Consider the following 18,610-nt stretch of genomic DNA (forward strand, 5'->3'; position numbering starts at 1 on the left):
CTGTCCGAAGGATCCATGGCGAAGCTCTACGAGACCAGCGATACTGACCCCGTCGCCGCCATCGAGAGCAGCGACACGTAGGCACCGAGGATCACCTCAAGCCCACCACCCCACGGGGCTCTGTCCGGATGGCCGATCTCCGGGCCTGCCACGTCTAGTCCGACCGCGCTCGGCGAGCGCACCGCCGCCTCGGTGACGGTCCAGGAGACCGCAGGGTCGGAAGGGCGCATACAGCACACGATCAGGGCAGTGCTGGTACCAGTCGCGGCAGAGCCGGACTCAAGTCCTGCAGCGACAGCCGAGATGACCTCGTCCAGGCTCAGGCCGCGGCGGGTGTGCAACTCGGGAGCGAAACGAGCCTCGCCATGAACAACGCCGTCTGCGTACCAATCCTCGACTAGAAACTGCTGGTCGAAACAAGCTCAGACCTTTCGCCCTTCCGCCGCCACACCACTGTCACCCGCCCGCGCTTCCTGATCCAGGACAGCCAAGACGGGGCCGGACACCCGCGGCCTCCTAAAGAGGCCAGCAGCCGAGCGTGTTGCACGAACCTCATCCCGCCAAGAATGTCCACAACATCTGGGCCGTTTGGCTCCGTTTCGGTCTACATGTAGTAGTCGAAACGACGTCGTTCGGGTTCGTGCAACAGGCTCAGCCGACGGTAAATTTACCGCCGGAACGGTCTCTGGCGGTAAAAGGATCCCCTGCTCGCGGAGTCAACTGGTAGTGCAGGGCCGGACTGGGGCGGGGCTGGCCCCGGAGGCCTTTGGCCGACCACGTCACCCGCCCCGGCCTGAGCAGGCGCCACCACACAGCCCACACACACGCCGACCCGCCCGGCACCGATATCTCGCCAGTAGTTCGCCACTGGCATCTCCCATGCCGGAAGCAGAAGTGGGGGGGGGGGGGGGGGGCGGGGGGGGGGGGGCCCCCCGGGGGGGGGCGGGGGGGAGGGGAACCCCCGCCCCCCCCCCCGTCCCGCCGGCGGGGGGGGCCGGGCGCGGCCCCCCCGCCCCCCCCCCCCACTTTTCTGAGCCGCCTGTCGGAATCGAACCGACGACCTAATCATTACGAGTGATTCGCTCTACCGACTGAGCTAAGGCGGCGCCGCCACCTGTCAGGACAGGTGACCGCGGAAGCATACCGAGGTCACCGGCCGAGTGCGGAATCCGGGCCTCAGCAGGAGAGACCGTCCTGGGGGACCGTGCCCTCGAGCAGGTAGGCGTGGACCGCGTCATCGACGCAGGCATTGCCCTTGTTGTACGCCGTGTGGCCGTCGCCGTCGCGGCTGACGAGGACGCCGGACTCGAGCTGCTCGGCCATCGCGACCGCCTCGGCGTACGGCGTCGCCGGGTCGCGCGTCGTGCCGAGGACGACGATCGGCGCGGCGCCGGAGCCGTCGATCTTCAGGTCGGGCTCGTCGGTGGAGGCGAAGGGGATGCCGTTGCAGGCAGTCAGGCCCCAGGCGAACACCTCACCGAAGGTCGGCGAGGCCTTCTCGAACTCGGCGATGTTGGCCGGGACCTGGTCGGCGGTGATCGACCAGGGGTCGTCGAGGCAGTTGATGACCGAGATCGCCTCGAGGCTGTTGTCGGTGTAGGTGCCGTTCTCGCGGGAGCCGTAGAAGTCGGAGAGCTGCAGCAGGGTCGACCCGTCGCCCTTGAGGGCCTCCTGCAGGCCGTCGTCGAGGTAGGGCCAGTTGTCCTCGCTGTAGAGCGGCAGCACGATGCCGTAGAAGGCCAGGCCGATGGTCAGCTGGCGGCGCTCGGGGTCGTTGGTCGACAGCGCCTTGGCGTCGATCGAGGCGAGCAGGTCCTGGATCGTGGTGATGCCGGCCTCGACAGTGGCGCCGAGGAAGCAACCGCCCGCGTCGACGCAGTTCTGCACGTACGAGCGCAGCGCGGTCTCGAAGCCCATGGCCTGGCTCAGCGCGCCCTCGCGCGGAGCCAGGGACGGGTCGACGGCGCCGTCGAGGACCAGCCGGCCGACCTGGTCGGGGAACAGCTCGGCGTACGTCGCGCCGAGGCGGGTGCCGTAGGAGAAGCCGAAGTAGGCCAGCTGGTCCTCGCCGAGCGCCGAGCGCAGCACGTCCATGTCGCGGGCCGCCTCGACGGTGCTCACGTGGGGTCCGACCGCGCCCGAGCGGGCCGCGCAGCCGGTCCAGAACTGCTGGCTGTTCTCCTGGGCCGTCGCGACCTCCTCCGGGGTGTCCGGGTCGGGGTCGGCGGCGACGTAGGCGTCGAGGGCCTCGTCGGTCAGGCAGTCGACGGGCGCGGACTCGCCCGTGCCGCGGGGGTCGAAGCCGACGATGTCGTAGGCCGCCCGCAACTCGTCGGCGAAGTAGAAGTCGACGTTGTCGACCATGGTCGTGCCGGGCGCACCCGGACCGCCCGGGTTGACCACGAGGGAGCCGATCCGCTCGCCCGTCGCGCGGGTGCGCTTGACGGCGAGCTTGATCGCGCCGTCGCCCGGCTGCTGGTAGTCGATCGGGACGTCGAGGGTGCCGCACTCGGCCTGGTCGCACCGCGTCCAGGTGATCTCCTGGTCGTAGAAGTCCTCGAGCGTGCGCCCGTCCGCGGCCGCGGTGGCCGCGGGCTCGTCTCCCGCGTCGGCCGGCTTGTCGGCGTCGTCGTCGCGGAGCAGCACGATGCCGATCCCGACCGCGCCGGCCAGCACCAGCGCCCACACGGTGACGACCGTGACGACCAGGGTCCGCTTGCTCACACTTCGCTCCTCGGAGTGGGGATCACCGCTGGGGTGCCTTCAACGCGACCATCATCGACTCCAGCGCCAAGGCCACGGGCACGTTGAACTCGAGCATCTGCTCGCGGGCCTCGAAGATCCACCCGATCCTGCGCAGGTTGAGCTCGGGCGTGGAGGTCTCGACGATGGCCTCGACCTGGTCGCGGATCTCCTCGTTGACCAGCGCGCCGGGGGCGCCGCTGGCGAGCGCGATCGCGTCGCGGTAGACCGACATCAGGTCGCTCAGGCCGCGGTCGACGACATCGAGGTGGCGCCGCTTGGCGCGGGTGCGCTGCCCCTTCTCGAGGGCGGCCAGCGCGGGGGCGTACTCGCGGGGGCGGCGGCCGCGCTCGACCACGCCGTACGCCGCGTCGAGGTCGGTCTTCTCCCGGGCGTCGAGCTCGGCGGTGATCGCGTCGGCCTCGTCCTTCGCGGTCGAGGCGAGCCGGGTCGCGGCGTCCATGCAGCGCCCGAGCGTGGTCAGCCGCGCCGGCATCGACACCACCTCCTGGCGCCGCGAGCGCACGGCCTCGTCGAACGCGAGGGCGCGGGCCCGGCCGATGTGGCCCTGGCTCGCCCGGGCGGCATACCACGCCAGCGGCTCCGCCACGCCCCGCGCGAGCAGGAAGCCGGCGACCTCCTCGGCCGTGGGGGTCGACAGGGTCACCAGCCGACAGCGGGAGCGGATGGTCGGCAGCACGTCCTCGACGGTCGGCGCGCAGAGCATCCACAGGGTGCGGCCGTTGGGCTCCTCGATCGCCTTCAGCAGGGCGTTGCAGGCCTGGTCGGTGAGCCGGTCGGCGTCCTCGACGATGAGGATCTGCCAGCGGTCGCCCATCGGGCTCAGCGACGCGCGGCGGACCAGGTCGCGGACCTCGTCGACGCCGATCGAGAGCTTCTCGGTGCGCACCACCGACACGTCGGCGTGGGAGCCGGCGAGCACCGTGTGGCAGTCGTGGCACCGGTCCGGACAGTCGGGGCCCAGGCCGCCCTGCCGGCACTGCAGCGCCGCGGCGAACGCGATCGCAGCGTTGGACCGACCCGAGCCGGGTGGCCCCGTGAACAGCCAGGCGTGGGTCATGCCGTGCCCGGCGACGGCCTGCTGCAGCGCCGTGATGACGTGGCGCTGCCCGACCAGGGTGTCCCAGACGGTCACGACGTGCTCCTGGTGGCCCGGGCGAGCAGCGGCTCGACCCGGCCCGCGACCTGCTCGGCGATCTCCTCGATCGGGGCGCGGGCGTCGATGACGGCGTAGTGCTCGGGGTCGCGGCCGGCGAGGTCGAGGAACGAGCGGCGCACCCGCTGGTGGAACTCCAGGCCCTCCCCCTCGATCCGGTCCCGGCCCTCGAACCGGCCCAGGCCGGCCTCCGGCTCCAGGTCGAGCACGACGGTCAGGTGCGGCCGCAGGTCGCCGGTCGCCCAGCGCGAGACGTCCTCGAGCTCGGCCAGGTCGAGCGCGCGGCCAGCGCCCTGGTAGGCGAGGGTCGAGTCGACGTAGCGGTCGGTGATCACGACCTCACCGCGGGCCAGCGCCGGACGCACCAGCGTCTCGACGTGCTCGGCCTTGTCGGCGGCGTAGAGCAGGAACTCGGTCGTGGGGGCCAGCGCGCCCGTCTCCGGCGACAGCACGATCCGGCGCAGGTCCTTGCCGACCGGGGTGTCGCCGGGCTCGTGGGTGAGCCGGACGGCGTACCCCCGCGCCGTCAGTCGGTCGTGGAGCAGCCGTGACTGGGTCGACTTGCCGCCGCCCTCGCCGCCCTCGAAGCAGACGAAGACGCCCGTGTCGGCGTACCGGCCGGGCCAGCGCTGGGGCGAGGTCGTCACGGGACGAAACCTACGAGACCGGTACGACACGTGCGACGGCCGGGTGGCGCGAGCCGACCACCGATCCGTTCGATCGAACGATCTGAGGGGATCTCGGACCGAGAACTCCCCCGAACCGTTCGATCGAACGATCTGGTGGTCAGGACTTCTTCGCCGCCTTCTTCGCAGCCGCCTTCTTGGCGGGAGCCTTCTTGGCGGTGGTCTTCTTGGCCGTCGTCTTCTTCGCGGCGGTCTTCTTCGCGCCCCGCTTCGCGGCCTTCTTGGCCGGGCCCTTCGCCCGGCGCTCGGCGAGCAGCTCGGCGGCCCGCTCGAGGGTGATCGCCTCGACCGAGTCGTCCTTGCGCAGGGTGGCGTTGTACTCGCCGTCAGTGACGTACTCGCCGAACCGGCCGGCCTTCACCACGATCGGCTGGCCCGAGACCGGGTCGTTGCCGAGCTCCTTGAGCGGCGGGGCCGCGGCGGCGCGGCCGCGCTGCTTGGGCTGGCTGTAGATCTTGAGCGCCTCGTCGAGGGTGATCCCGAAGATCTGGTCCTCGCTGGCGAGCGAGCGGGAGTCGGTGCCCTTCTTGAGGTACGGGCCGTAGCGGCCGTTCTGGGCGGTGATCTCCTCGCCGTCCTCACCGGCGCCCACGACCCGCGGCAGGGCCAGCAGCTTCACCGCGTCCTCGAGGGTGACCGTGTCGAGCGACATCGACTTGAACAGCGAGCCCGTCCTGGGCTTCGCCGACTTCGGCGCGTCCTCGGGCAGCACCTCGGTGACGTACGGCCCGAACCGGCCGTTCTTCGCCACGACCTGCAGGCCGGTCTCGGGGTGGACGCCGAGCTCGATCTCCTCGCCCGCCGGGTTGGCGAGCAGCTCCTTGGCCTTCTCGAGGGTCAGCTCGTCGGGCGGCAGGTCGTCGGGCACGTTGGCCCGCTTGCCCGCCGGGGCGCCGTCGTCGCCGGGACCCTCGAGGTACGGGCCGTACTTGCCGACCCGCAGGTCGATGCCGTCCGCCGGGTCCCCGACCGGGAACGTCGCCAGCGCCTTCGCGTCGATGTCGCCGAGGTCGTCGACCAGCCGCTTGAGGCCGGCGCGCTGGTCGGATCCGTAGTAGAACTCGGTCAGCTCCGCGACCCGGCTCTTGTCGCCACGGGCGATGTCGTCGAGGACGTCCTCCATGCCGGCGGTGAACTGGTAGTCGATGAGCCGGGTGAAGTGCTCGGTCAGCAGTCGGACCACGGAGAACGCGATCCAGGCCGGCACCAGCGCGGTGCCCTTCTTGTAGACGTAGCCGCGGTTGAGGATCGTCCCGATGATCGAGGCGTACGTCGAGGGCCGGCCGATCTGCCGGTCCTCGAGCTCCTTGATCAGCGTGGCCTCGGTGTAGCGGGCCGGCGGCTTGGTCTCGTGCCCGTTGGCGGACAGCGACGCGGCGGACACGGCGTCGCCCTCGGCCAGGTTCGGCAGCCGGGTCTCCTGGTCGTCCTTCGCGGCGTTGTCGTCAGTGCCCTCGACGTACGCCTTGAGGAACCCGTGGAAGGTGATCACGCGGCCGGACGCGGAGAAGACGACGTCCTCGCCACTCGAGGCGGCGCCGCCGAGGCGGATCGTCACCGACTGACCGACGGCGTCCTTCATCTGCGAGGCGACGGTGCGCATCCAGATCAGCTCGTAGAGCCGGAACTGGTCGCCGGTCAGGCCGGTCTGCGCGGGGGTGCGGAACGAGTCGCCCGCCGGGCGGATCGCCTCGTGCGCCTCCTGGGCGTTCTTGACCTTGCTCGCATAGGTGCGCGGCGCGTCGGGGAGGTACTCGGCGCCGTACAGCTCCTGCACCTGCGCCCTCGCCGCACCGATCGCGCTGCCCGACAGCGTGGTGCTGTCGGTACGCATGTAGGTGATGAAGCCGTTCTCGTAGAGCCGCTGGGCCACGCTCATCGTGACCGAGGCGCTCATGCCGAGCTTGCGGCTGGCCTCCTGCTGGAGCGTGGTGGTGCGGAACGGCGCGTACGGCGAGCGACGGTACGGCTTGGCCTCGACCGAGCGGACGTCGTACGCCGTGTCGGCGAGCGCCGCGACGAGGGCCTCGGCCCGGCGCTGGTCGAGGTGGACGACGTCGGCCTTGGCCTTGAGCTGACCGTCCTGGCCGAAGTTGGTGCCGGACGCGACCCGGGTGCCGTCGATCGTGTGCAGCTTGGCGGGGAACATCCGCTGGTCGTGCTTGCTGCCGGCGTCGAAGGTGCCCTCGAGGTCCCAGTAGGAAGCGACCTTGAAGGCCATCCGCTCCTTCTCGCGGTCGACCACCAGGCGGGTCGCGACGGACTGCACGCGGCCCGCGGACAGGCCGGACATGACCTTGCGCCACAGCACGGGCGAGACCTCGTAGCCGTAGAGGCGGTCGAGGAGCCGGCGGGTCTCCTGGGCCTCGACGAGGTCCATGTCGAGCTCGCGCGGGTTGGCGGCGGCCTCCTGGATGGCGGCCTTGGTGATCTCGTGGAAGACCATCCGCTTGACGGGGATGTTCTTCGGCTTCAGCTCGTCGAGGAGGTGCCAGGCGATCGCCTCTCCCTCGCGGTCCTCATCGGTGGCGAGGAAGAGCTCGTCGGCGTCCTTGAGCAGGCTCTTGAGCTTGGAGATGTGGCTCTTCTTGTCGCGGGGCACGACGTAGTAGGGCTCGAACCCGTTCTCGACGTCGATCGCGAGCCGCCCCCACGGCTTGTCCTTGATCCTGGCCGGGGTGTCGGCCGCGTTGTTGGGCAGGTCACGGATGTGGCCGATGGAGGACTCGACGACGTAGCCGTCGCCGAGGTAGCCGCCGATGGTGCGGGCCTTCGCCGGCGACTCGACGATCACCAACTTGTGGGACACGGGGACCTTCTCTGCTACTCGTGCGCTGCCTGATTCGGCGGTTCACGGTAGCGCGTGCTGTCGAGCGCCGTCGCGAGCGGCGTCCAGAGTGGTCGTCCGCGACCCCGCTGGTCGAGGTGCGAGGCGCCCCGGCGCCGAGCCTCGAGACCACGCGAACCCGCTCGTCGGCCAGCGGGCGTGACCACGTCCCCGGCACCAGGTCCGGGCGGTTTCGAGGCTCCTCGCTGGCGCTCGTCGCACCTCAACCACCGGAGCAGGCCTCGCCGGTGGTTGAGGTGCGAGCGCCAGCGAGCCACCTGCCGCGCTGCCGGAACCCGCCCGGGCACAGTTCGTGTCTGTGGGCCCGGAGGTTTCGAGGCTCCTCGCTGGCGCTCGTCACACCTCAACCACCGGACCAGGCTCCTCGCTGGCGCTCGTCGCACCTCGACCAGCGGGAGGGTCAGTCGACCTTGATCTGGTCGATGACGGCCTCGTTGGCGCCGATCAGGTCCTGGTGGCCGAGGGCGGCCATGCCGATGTAGACGCCGTACGCCGCGGGGTCGCCGGTGTCGACGACGATCACGTCGGTCAGGTCGCCGTCGACGGTGACCTCGGGGGTGTCGACGTGGACCTCGGCCGTGATCCGGTACGCCGGCTTGCCGTCGACCGTGGTCTCCTCGTTGACCGTGTCGGTGCGGCCGGTGAAGCCGCTGTAGACGTTCTCGCTGCCGGTGAGGCACTGCATGACCACCTCGGCCGCGGTCGCGACGTCGTCGAACCCGTTGGCCTTCGGCAGCGCGCCGACGCCCGTCAGGCTGATCCACTTCTCCTCGACGTTCGTGTATTGCAGCACGAAAGCGTCGGCGAACCCGAAGGACACCTGGTCGCCGGTGGCGAGGTCGTAGGCGGGGGTGCGCGGGATGGAGAGCCCGCCGCCGCTCAGCTGCGTGGCGGCCGGGTCGGGCTCCTGCGCCGGGGCCGGCGAGCCGCCGGTGCACTGGATGCCGGTCGGCTTCACGGTGCTGGACGGCTGGTCGGAGGACGACGCCTCCTGCGAGCTGTCGTCGGCCGCCTTGCGCTCGCCGCTGTCGTCGTCGCCGGTGACGGCGCGGATGCCGAAGAACCCGGCCACACCGAGCAGGACCAGCGCGAGCACCGCGGCGATCACGATGACGACCGTCTTGCTGCTACCCCCGGAGCCGCCGGGCGGCGGGGTGGGGCTCCACGGTTGGGAGGGCTGCTGCGGGAACGGCTGCTGGCCGTACGGCGACGGCGGGCCCGGCGGCACGGGCGGACCCGGCGGCACGGGCGGCACGGGCGGCACGGGCGGCACCGCGCCGTACGCCGTGGGCGCGGCGGGCGGCGGCGTGGGGACCTGGGTCTCTGGCGTCGGCCGCACGCCGCCCGACGGCTGGGTGGTCGTCATCTGGCTCCACGCCTGGCCGTCCCAGTAGCGGAAGGTGTCGGGCGCGCCCGCGGGGTCGGGGTACCAGCCTGCGTTCGTCACGGGGCCACCCTACGAGTCGGCCGGAGCCAGGAAGCCTTCGGCGACCAGCTCGGCCAGCTCCGGCAGGTAGACCTCGCGCAGGCTGGCGGGGTCGCGCTCGAGCAGGTGTCCGACGGCGTCGACGAGCTGCCCGAGCGGCAGGTCGCCGTCGCACGCCCCGGCGACTGCCGCGGTGACCGTGTCGACCTTGCGCGCGCGCCGGAAGCCGCGCTGCTGGCGCAGCACGATGGCGGCCGGGTCCTCGGCGCCGACCGGGCCGCTGGTCTCCTGGACCACGTCCTCGCGGATCACCAACCGGGTGTCGGCGTCGAGCGCCGCCGAGGCCCGCGCGGAGTCGGCCCACGCGGCGATGGCGGGCGCGATGGGCTGTTCGACGTCGTAGGGCCACTCGAGGAGGTCGCGGGCCAGCGTCGCGGCGGCCGCGCCCTCACGGCGGCGCAGGTTGATCCAGCCGAACCCGATCCCGCCGACCCCCTGCTCCTCCAGCCAGGACAGCCAGGTGTCGTAGCGGTGGGCGTAGGACGCCGGGTCGCCGCCCGTGGCCGGGTGGTGGCCGGCGTCCTTGAGCCACAGCTCGACGTACGACGCGGGGTCCAGCACCTCACGCTGGACCACGAGCGCGTCGCACTCGTCGGGCAGCCAGGTCGCGAGCCGCTCGTCCCACGGGCGGTCGCGGTCGATCACCCAGTTGGCGAGGACCTGGCACCAGCCGCCGTCGGTGAGGTGGTCGGGGGCGGTGCGCACGATGTGCTCGACGACCTGGTCGCCGGGCAGCCCGGAGTCGCGGTAGACGAGCCGCTCGCCGGTCGCCGGCGAGATCACGAACGGCGGGTTGGTGGCGATCAGGTCGAAGCGCTCCCCCGCCACCGGCGCGAAGAACGACCCGTCGCGCACGTCGACCTTGTCGTCGACGTCGTTGAGCGCCGCGTTGAACCGGGCGATCGCGAGCGCCCGCTGGTTGACGTCGGTCGCGACGACCCGGTCGCTGTGGGTGGCCAGGTGCAGGGCCTGCACGCCGCAGCCGGTGCCGAGGTCGAGCGCGCTGCCGACGTCGTGGCGCAGGGTCAGCTGCGCCAGGCTGGAGGACGCTGGGCTGATCCCGAGCACGTAGTCGCCGGTCACCTTCGTCGCGCCGCCGTCGAGGCCGGGGGTCAGGTCGCTGACGACCCACAGGTCACCCTCCTCGCTGGCGTACGGGCGCACGTCGAGCCGGGCCGCGACCTCGCCCACGCTCTGCGCCAGCGCGCCCGCGTTGGCGAGCTTGTCGACCAGCCCCGGCAGCGCCCGCTCCGCCTCCTCGACCGTCACCGCGGTCTGCAGCAGGAACAGCCGGACCAGGGTGGCCAGCGGGCTGCCGTCCGTCGTACGGCGGCGGCCCGGCGTCGTCTCGTTGCGGGACAGCGCTTGGTGGGCCTGGGGCCCGAGCAGCTCGCTGACCGCGTCGTAGGTGAAGTCGGCGGCGAGCAGGGCGCCGCGCAGCGGGGCGGCGAGGGAGATCGGCAGCACGGGACCACGCTAGTGGGCCCCGCTACGACGCCCCGGCGACCCCCACGAGCAGGAGCAGGGCGGTGAGGAGACCCGCCACGGCGGCACCGACACGCACCAAGAGCGACGCCCGCGGCCGGCGCTGCCGGACGGGTCCGGACGGAGGATCGCCGGAGATCCGGGGGTGGCGGCTGTCGGATCGGTGTGGTGCCGTTCGTGGTGAGGGCAGGAGGCGGTCATCGGGACCGCCCCGGATCGAGGAGCGACGACATGACGACGTACCTGATGTCCGTGCACGGACCCGCCGAGCAGACCGACGAGTTCTACGGCTACGGCTCGAAGGAGGAGATGGAGCAGTCCTTCGCCGAGACCGGCGCCTTCAACGAGCGACTCAAGACCGAGGGCTACTGGGTCTTCGCCGGCGGCCTCGCCCCCGCCACCACCGCCACCGTGGTCGACGGGCAGGGCGAGGCGCCGGTGATGACCGACGGGCCGTACCTGGAGACCAAGGAGGCGATCGGCGGCTTCTGGGTGATCGAGGTGCCCGACCTCGACGTCGCGCTGCGCCTGGCCGCCGACGCGTCGAAGGCGTGCCGGGGCAAGGTCGAGGTCCGTCCGTTCGACGGGCTCGCCTGACCCTGTCAGGGGCCCGGGCTACCGCACCTTCACCTTCACCTTGCCGGCGGCGGGACCGGCCGCCGCGTCGCCGCCGTAGCTCACGACCAGCTTGTGCTTGCCGGCCTTGAGCTTCTTGAGGCGGACGACGGCCGTCCCGCCGGCGAGCACCCCGGTCCCGACGACCTTGCCCTTCTCGGTCACGGTGACGGTGCCGGTCGCGCCGCGGGCCGAGGTGACGGTGACCTTCAGCTTGCCGCGCCGGCCCGCGCGCAGCGTTCCCTTCGCCTTCGCCTTCACCGTCGCGGCGGCCTTGATCGCGGTGATCGTGCCGCCGAGGGAGGTGCCGCCCGACAAGCCCCCCGGGGCGCCCCCACCCGTGCTGCCCAGTCCGCCGGGCTCGCTGGTCGCACCGCTCCCGGAGGCGCCGACGGTGAACGACTGCCAGGCGCCGTAGACGATCGCGCCGCCGGTGGGCTTGAAGTAGCCGCGCCAGTAGTACGTCGCCCCGGCGGTGAGCGTCGGGAATCCCGCCTCGTCCCAGGTCGTCCACAGGGAGGCGCCCGTGGTGTCGGTGCAGTAGGACCCGCAGGGCAGCTCGAGCTGCCAGCCGGTCGACTGGTTCGGGCTCAGCTGGACCCCGAGGCTTCCACCGACGTGGTTGGTGATCGCGTTGAACGTCGAGTAGAAGCCGTACCGGGTCTGGCTGCCGTCGGGTGCGGTCGCCGCGTTGATCGTCGACGGGGTGTCGTAGAGGACCTGCGGCCCGGACGCCGGCTGGCCGCCGCCGTTGAAGACGTAGATGGACGAGAGCAGGTTGAGCGTCGGGCTGTTGTTCCCGTCCGCGGTCCTGACCGCGATCAGCATGTCGGCGCCCGAGATCGCGTGCGTCGCCTTCACCGGGAACTGGAACTCCCAGTGGTGGCCCTGCGCCACGCCCCACAGCCCGGAGTCCTGGTTGTTGGAGTAGGTCCCGCCCGACATGTGGTCCCAGCCGGGGCAGTTGCCCTGCGGAGCGGCGCCGCCGCTGCCGTCGTACCCGCACCGGATCTGCTGGCTGGTGTCGAAGGTGACGCCGTCCGGCAGGTAGATCGTCGGCGAGAAGTAGGTCCCGCCCGAGCAGGGCATGCCCATGCCGTAGAACGCGTAGTGGATCCAGAACGTCTGCCCTGCCGCCGGGAACCCGCTGTCGGGGTCGGCCCAGTAGCCGGCGTACGCGCCCGCGCCCTTCTCGAGGTAGGGCGTCCCCTGGATGAGCGAGGGGCAGTTCGTGATCGTCGTGTACCGGATGCCGCCGTCGTACCACTTGCCCGGGTCGTCGGCCGAGGCGGGCGCGGGCCGGAGCAGGCCGGTCCCGAGCAGGAGTGCGACGACGACGGCGAGGTAGCGCAGGGTTCTGGTCACCGTGCCATTGCGCCAGTCCCTCCCGTGCGCCGCGTCAGGGTTCGACCCCAATGTTGGGGCGCGGCCTGCGTCACCGGATCCGGGCGGCGCGCAGGATGCCGCGGCCGGCGACCCTGGTCCGGTAGCGGTGACTCGTGCGGGCGCCGTACTCGATGGTGGTGGCGGCGCCGTGCTCGCCGAGGGTGGTGTCGTACCAGGCGGTGAGGGTCGGGGAGTCCGTGCCGGACGGGTTGCCGACGCCGAGGTGGCGGCGCGGCAGGTGCAGGAACCGGGCCAGTCGTCGCTCCCAGCGCCCGTGGCCGCCGCGGCCGATCGCCCGCAGGGGCTGGTGGATCGAGGCGACGAGGTCGGGACGCACCTGCCCGAGGAAGTCGAGCATCGCCTGCGTCTCGGGTTCGCTCGCGGGGCGCGGACCGCCCCAGTACCGGGTGCCGCGACGGGCACCCGACCAGCCGCTCGTCGGCCAGTTGCGGTTGAGGTCGACCCCGCGACCGTTGGTGCGGGTTCCGCGCGCGTTGCCGTCCGGGTTCATCGTCGGCACCACCCAGACGCCGGTGCCGGGCCGCGGGCGGGCGTGGTCACGGATCCAGCGCGCGGTGGCGAGACCGTCCTTCTCGTCGCCGTGCATCTGCCCGAGCACCAGCAGGACGTGCGGGGCGCCCTCGTCGCCGCGGTAGTAGGCACGGATCGGCCGGCCGCGGGTCGAGGTGCCGATGACGACCGACGTCTCGACGTACGAAGCGGCGGCGCCCGTGCGTGCGGGCGTTGACGCCGGCGCGCCCTGGGCCGGGACGCCGACGGCCGCGCCGGCGACGATCGCGAGGGTCGCCGCCAGCGCGGCCAGGAGAGTGCGCACGGTTCAGACGGACTCGGTCGCGGCGGGCTGGGGGGCGTCGTCCCCGATCGTGGAGACCCGCCGCTTGGAGATGTACACCGCCGCGAAGATGCCGGACGCGGCGGCGAGGGCGATCAGGATCCGCACCACGTCGTTCTCGTCCTCGCCGTAGGACAGGCTGACCACCGCCCCGACGATCAGCAGCGACACGAGGTTCATCACCTTGAGCAGCGGGTTGATCGAGGGACCCGCCGTGTCCTTGAACGGGTCACCCACCGTGTCGCCGGTGACCGTGGCCGCATGCGCCTCGGAGCCCTTGCCTCCGTGGTGCCCGTCCTCGACCAGCTTCTTGGCGTTGTCCCAGGCGCCACCGGCGTTGGCGAGGAAGACCGCCATCAGCGTGCCCGTGGCGATCGCTCCCACGAGGAAGCCGGCGAGCGGGCCGACCCCGAGACCGAAGCCGACCGCCACCGGAGCCAGGATCGCCAGGATGCCCGGCGTGGCCAGCTCGCGCAGCGAGTCGCGGGTGACGATGTCGACCACCCGGCCGTACTCGGGGCGGGCAGTGCCCTCCATGATCCCGGGGATGTCGCGGAACTGGCGGCGCACCTCCAGCACGACGGCGCCGGCAGCACGACCGACCGCGTTGATCGCCAGGCCCGAGAAGAGGAACACCGCGCAGGCACCGAGCAGGGCGCCGACGATCAGCTTGGCGTCGTAGACCAGGAAGTCCTGGTCGAGGGCGGCGCCGACCTCGTCGTACGCGCTCTGGGTGTACGACGCGAACAGGGCGCTGGCCGCGAGCACGGCGGTGGCGATGGCGATGCCCTTGGTGATCGCCTTCGTGGTGTTGCCGACCGCGTCCAGCTCGGTGAGGATCTGGGCCCCCTCCTCGCTCACGTCGCCGGACATCTCCGCGATGCCCTGGGCGTTGTCGGAGACGGGGCCGAAGGTGTCCATCGCGACGATCACGCCGACCGTGGTCAGCAGGCCGCAGCCGGCGAGGGCCACCGCGAACAGCGCGAGGCCGGTCGAGCCGCCCGCCAGCAGCGCGGCGCCGAACACGGCGGCGCCGATCACCATCGCGGTGTAGACGGCCGACTCGAAGCCGACCGAGAGCCCGGACAGGATCACGGTCGCGTGGCCCGTCAGCGAGGTCCGGGCGACGTCCTTGACCGGACGGTGCTCGGTGCCGGTGAAGTAGCCGGTGAGCGCGAGGATCGCCGCCGCCAGCACGATGCCGATCGCCACGGCGCCGGCCGCGAACAACGGGGGCGACAGGTCGGCCGTCACGCCGGACCCCAGCTCGTCCCACTCGCCGGGCAGGTAGACGAAGGCGGCGACCGCGCTCGCGACCGCGCCGAACGCGGCCGACATGTAGAACGCCCGGTTGATGGTCTTGAGCCCGCCCTCGCCGGCCCGCGGCTTGGTGAGGTAGACGCCGGCGATGGCCGAGAGCGCGCCGATCGCCGGGACGATGAGCGGGAACACCAGGCCCTTGTCGCCGAACGCCTGCGAGCCGAGGATCAGGGCGGCGACCAGGGTGACGGCGTACGACTCGAACAGGTCGGCCGCCATGCCGGCGCAGTCACCCACGTTGTCGCCCACGTTGTCGGCGATCGTCGCGGCGTTGCGCGGGTCGTCCTCGGGGATGTTCTGCTCGACCTTGCCGACCAGGTCGGCGCCGACGTCGGCGGCCTTGGTGAAGATGCCGCCGCCGACCCGCATGAACATCGCGAGCAGCGCGGCGCCGAAGCCGAAGCCCTCGAGCACGTTCGGCGCCGTCTCCTGGAAGACGATCACCACGACGCTCGCGCCGAGCAGGCCGAGCCCGACGGTGAACATGCCGACGAACGCTCCGGTCCGAAAACCGATGTTCATCGCGGGGTCGCGTCCCTGCTCGTTGGCGGCCGCCGCGACCCGCAGGTTCGCGCGCACCGCCAAGGACATGCCGAGATAGCCGACCGCCCCGGAGAACGCGGCGCCCACCAGGAAGAAGACGGACCGCGAGATCCGCACCGCCCACTCCGACTGGAGCCCCGTCGCGCCGTCGGCCGTGTGGGCCGGCAGCGCGAGGAGGACGACGAACGCGATGGCAGCGAAGATCGTCAGAGTCCGGAACTGGCGGGTGAGGTAGGCGTTGGCCCCCTCCTGGACGGCCTGGGCGATCCGCTGCATGTTCGGGGTGCCCTCCCCGGCGCGGAGGACCTCCGATCTGAACAGCGCGGCCATGCCCAGCGAGCCGAGGGCGATCACGGCCACGATCGCCACCAGGGCGAGGTCGCCCCCGGTGACTTCGACATCTGCGACGAGAGGACGGGGCATACGACTGCCTCCTGCGGGGGGTTCAGGTTCGGCCACGGGGCCAGGTCTGAGATCGTGCCCGGAGTCTACGCAGAGTGTGGCGCAGAACACATGGAAGCTGTGACGCGCGTCACAGATGAAGTCGTGATGGGCCGGACCGTCGTCCGCACACCGAACGCGTGGTCCTGACCGGCGTCAGGCGAGAGCGGCGTCGGCCGAGTCGTGGATGACGAAGACCTTCGCCAGGCCGGTGATCTTGAAGATCTTGAGCAGCCGGTCGGCGTTGCAGACCAGCTCGAGGGAGCCGTCGTGGGCGCGGACCTTCTTCAGGCCGCCGACGAGGACGCCGAGACCGGTGGAGTCGAGGAACTCGACCGCCTGCATGTCGACGACGATGTCGTAGGTGCCGCCGGCGACCAGCTCGGTGATGGTGTCACGCAGCTTGGGCGCGGTGTAGACGTCGATCTCGCCACCCACGGCAACGACGGTGCGCCCACCGACCTCGCGCGTCGACAGTGTCAGATTCACGACCCTCACCCCGGGATAGCTGTTTCTCCGTCTGGTGGCACTTATCAAACCATGCCCGCCGCGCGCGCGTGCAAGGAGCGGACATGCTGCCGGTATGCCTGCCGGTATGCCTGCCGGGATGCCTGCCGGTCGTGTCGGGGGTCCGAGGGAGAATCGGGGCATGACCGCGCAGCCCGATCTCGGCGTCGCCCCGTCCCGGCGACACGACCCGGACGTGCTGCTCGACCGACTGGCGGCGTTGCCCGCCCGCGCCGACCGGCTGACCCACCGCGAGCACGTGGCCTCGCGGCCCGCGGCGACCGCAGCCTGGCCGGCGTGGGCCGACCCGGACGTCGTGGCGGCGTACTCCGCTCGCGGCGTCACGCTCCCCTGGCAGCACCAGGTCGCGGCCGCCGAAGCCGCCCACCGCGGCGAGCACGTCGTCCTCGCGACCGGGACGGCGTCCGGCAAGTCGCTGGCCTACCTCCTGCCCGCGCTCTGCGACATCCGTGCCGCCCGCGGCCCGCGGGGCCAGCGGGGCGCGTCGGTGCTCTACCTCGCTCCCACCAAGGCGCTGGCCCACGACCAGTGGTCGGCGATCCGCGACCTCGGCCTCGACGTCCGGGTCGCCACCCATGATGGCGACAGCACGCCCGAGGAACGGGAGTGGACCCGCGACCACGCGGAGTACGTCCTCTCCAACCCCGACATGCTCCACCGCTCCCTGCTGCCCGGCCACGAGCGCTGGACCTCGTTCTTCCGGTCGCTGCGCTACGTCGTGATCGACGAGTGCCACCACTACCGCGGCGTCTTCGGCGCCCACGTCGCGCAGGTGGTGCGCCGGCTGCGGCGGGTCTGCGCACACCACGGCGCCACGCCGGTGTTCGTGCTGGCATCGGCCACGGTCGCCGATCCCGACGTCACCGCCCGCCGGATGACCGGGCTCGACGTGACCGCGGTGACCGAGGACGGCTCGCCCCGCGGCGCGCTCGCGCTCGGCCTGTGGGAGCCGCCGCTGACGTCGTACCAGGGGGAGAACGGGGCGCCCGTACGACGCCCTGCGACGGCCGAGACCGCCGACCTGCTGGCCGACCTCGTGGTCGAGGACGTCCGCACGTTGGCCTTCGTCCGCTCGCGGCACGGCGTCGAGACGGTGGCCCGGCGGGCGGGCGAGCTGGTCGCGGAGGTCGATGCGTCACTGGCCGGGCGGATCGGCTCGTACCGCGGCGGCTACCTGCCCGAGGAGCGGCGGGCCCTCGAGCAGGACCTGCGTAGCGGGCGGCTGCTCGGCATGGCCGCCACCAACGCGCTCGAGCTCGGCATCGACATCAGTGGCCTCGACGCGGTCGTGGTCACCGGCTATCCCGGCACCCGCGCGGCGTTCTGGCAGCAGGTCGGGCGCGCGGGGCGGGACGGCGGCGGGGCGCTCGGGCTGTTCGTGGCCCGCGACGACCCGCTCGACACCTACCTCGTCCACCACCCGGAGGCGCTGCTCGGCCGGCCGGTCGAGGGCACCGTGTTCGACACCGACAACCCCTACGTCCTGGGGCCGCACCTGTGCGCCGCGGCGCAGGAGCTCCCGGTGACGGTCGCCGACGCCGCGCTGTTCGGACCGCGGATGCGCGAGGTCCTCGGCTCGCTCGTGGAGCGCGGGCTGCTGCGGCGCCGGGCGGCGGGCTGGTACTGGACCGACCGGTCCCGGGCCGCCGACCTGGCCGACATCCGCTCGGCCGGAGGCGCGCAGGTCCAGCTGGTCGAGGCCGGGACCGGCCGTGTCGTCGGCACCGTCGACGGCGGCCGGGCCCACTCCACCGCCCACGAGGGCGCGGTCTACCTCCACCGCGGCGAGACCTGGCTGGTCGAGTCGCTCGACCTCGACGACCACGTCGCCACGCTGCGCCGCGCCGACGTCGACCACACCACCACGGCTCGCGACGTCACCGACATCGAGATCGTCGAGGAACGCGAGCACGTCGACTGGGGACCCTGCCGGGTCTCGTTCGGGACGGTCGAGGTGACCAGCCGGGTCACGTCGTACCTGCGCCGACGGACCCGCACCGGCGAGGTGATCGACGAACGGCCGCTCGACCTCCCGGCCCGCACGCTGTCGACCGCGGCGGTCTGGTGGACGGTCCCGGACGACGTCGTCGGCGAGCTGCTCGCGGACCGTGGCCTGGTCGCCGCCGACCTGCCCGGCGCGGCGCACGCCGCCGAGCACTGCTCGATCGGCCTCCTCCCTCTCTTCGCGACCTGCGACCGCTGGGACATCGGTGGCGTGTCGACCGCCCGGCACCCCGACACCGGCGTCCTCACCGTGTTCGTCCACGACGGCCACCCGGGCGGCGCGGGCTTCGCCGAGCGCGGGTACCGCACCGCGGCGGCCTGGCTGCGCGCCACCCGCGCCACCATCGCGGCCTGCGAGTGCGCCGCCGGCTGCCCGTCGTGCATCCAGTCGCCCAAGTGCGGCAACGGCAACGACCCGCTCGACAAGTCCGGCGCCGTCGCGCTGCTCGACGCGCTGCTCCGCGCCGCCCCTGCCGCCGAGTAGGCGTCCCGGCGA

Annotated in this window: 12 protein-coding genes, 1 tRNA gene and 1 pseudogene; 2 read left to right on the plus strand and 12 right to left on the minus strand. The window is 72.2% G+C overall.

Annotation, left to right across the window (positions count from 1 at the left end; all coding sequences use genetic code 11):
* Nucleotides 1–134: 134 nt before the first annotated feature.
* From KU893_RS17060 to KU893_RS17095, 8 genes and pseudogenes are all read right to left on the minus strand, one after another.
* Nucleotides 135–386, minus strand: a pseudogene (locus KU893_RS17060) (adenosine deaminase); the annotation flags it as partial.
* Between the two features lie 647 nt (nucleotides 387–1,033).
* A tRNA-Thr gene (locus KU893_RS17065) sits at nucleotides 1,034–1,106 on the minus strand.
* 70 nt (nucleotides 1,107–1,176) lie between these two features.
* A complete protein-coding gene (locus KU893_RS17070) occupies nucleotides 1,177–2,724 on the minus strand; it encodes an alpha/beta hydrolase (protein WP_218235594.1) in 1,548 nt (515 codons plus the stop codon).
* A gap of 22 nt (nucleotides 2,725–2,746) precedes the next feature.
* Entirely contained in the window at nucleotides 2,747–3,898 is a 1,152-nt protein-coding gene (locus tag KU893_RS17075; RefSeq protein WP_218235595.1) for a DNA polymerase III subunit delta', read from the minus strand.
* A complete protein-coding gene (gene tmk, locus KU893_RS17080) occupies nucleotides 3,895–4,566 on the minus strand; it encodes a dTMP kinase (RefSeq protein WP_218235596.1) in 672 nt (223 codons plus the stop codon). Before tmk ends, KU893_RS17075 begins: the two co-directional genes overlap by 4 nt.
* Nucleotides 4,567–4,705: 139 nt before the next feature.
* Entirely contained in the window at nucleotides 4,706–7,414 is a 2,709-nt protein-coding gene (topA, locus tag KU893_RS17085; RefSeq protein WP_218235597.1) for a type I DNA topoisomerase, read from the minus strand.
* A 439-nt stretch (nucleotides 7,415–7,853) separates the two neighbouring features.
* On the minus strand, nucleotides 7,854–8,900 hold the full coding sequence (locus KU893_RS17090) for a DUF2510 domain-containing protein (protein ID WP_218235598.1): 1,047 nt from the start codon (nucleotides 8,898–8,900) through the stop codon (nucleotides 7,854–7,856).
* A 9-nt stretch (nucleotides 8,901–8,909) separates the two neighbouring features.
* On the minus strand, nucleotides 8,910–10,406 hold the full coding sequence (locus tag KU893_RS17095; RefSeq protein WP_218235599.1) for a DUF7059 domain-containing protein: 1,497 nt from the start codon (nucleotides 10,404–10,406) through the stop codon (nucleotides 8,910–8,912).
* A gap of 249 nt (nucleotides 10,407–10,655) precedes the next feature.
* Between KU893_RS17095 and KU893_RS17100 the strand changes: the two genes are divergently transcribed.
* Nucleotides 10,656–11,021 carry a YciI family protein gene (locus KU893_RS17100; RefSeq protein WP_218235600.1) on the plus strand — a complete coding sequence of 122 codons (366 nt, stop codon included), beginning with the start codon at nucleotides 10,656–10,658 and terminating at the stop codon, nucleotides 11,019–11,021.
* 18 nt (nucleotides 11,022–11,039) lie between these two features.
* On the opposite strand, the gene KU893_RS23680 is transcribed toward KU893_RS17100, so the two are convergent.
* From KU893_RS23680 to KU893_RS17120, 4 genes are all read right to left on the minus strand, one after another.
* Nucleotides 11,040–12,404 (minus strand): Ig-like domain-containing protein, encoded by a 1,365-nt coding sequence (locus tag KU893_RS23680; protein WP_218235601.1) that lies wholly within the window; start codon nucleotides 12,402–12,404, stop codon nucleotides 11,040–11,042.
* 70 nt (nucleotides 12,405–12,474) lie between these two features.
* Complete coding sequence (locus KU893_RS17110) at nucleotides 12,475–13,260, minus strand: M14 family zinc carboxypeptidase (RefSeq protein WP_218235602.1); 786 nt, start codon at nucleotides 13,258–13,260, stop codon at nucleotides 12,475–12,477.
* A gap of 3 nt (nucleotides 13,261–13,263) precedes the next feature.
* On the minus strand, nucleotides 13,264–15,564 hold the full coding sequence (locus KU893_RS17115; RefSeq protein ID WP_218235603.1) for a sodium-translocating pyrophosphatase: 2,301 nt from the start codon (nucleotides 15,562–15,564) through the stop codon (nucleotides 13,264–13,266).
* Between the two features lie 174 nt (nucleotides 15,565–15,738).
* Nucleotides 15,739–16,071 (minus strand): STAS domain-containing protein, encoded by a 333-nt coding sequence (locus KU893_RS17120; protein ID WP_141796303.1) that lies wholly within the window; start codon nucleotides 16,069–16,071, stop codon nucleotides 15,739–15,741.
* 160 nt (nucleotides 16,072–16,231) lie between these two features.
* Between KU893_RS17120 and sftH the strand changes: the two genes are divergently transcribed.
* Nucleotides 16,232–18,598, plus strand: coding sequence for a DEAD/DEAH box helicase (gene sftH, locus KU893_RS17125; RefSeq protein ID WP_218235604.1), 2,367 nt, complete (start codon nucleotides 16,232–16,234; stop codon nucleotides 18,596–18,598).
* Nucleotides 18,599–18,610 lie beyond the last annotated feature (12 nt).

The organism is Nocardioides daeguensis (assembly GCF_019192965.1).
Classification (GTDB): Bacteria; Actinomycetota; Actinomycetes; order Propionibacteriales; family Nocardioidaceae; genus Nocardioides; species Nocardioides daeguensis.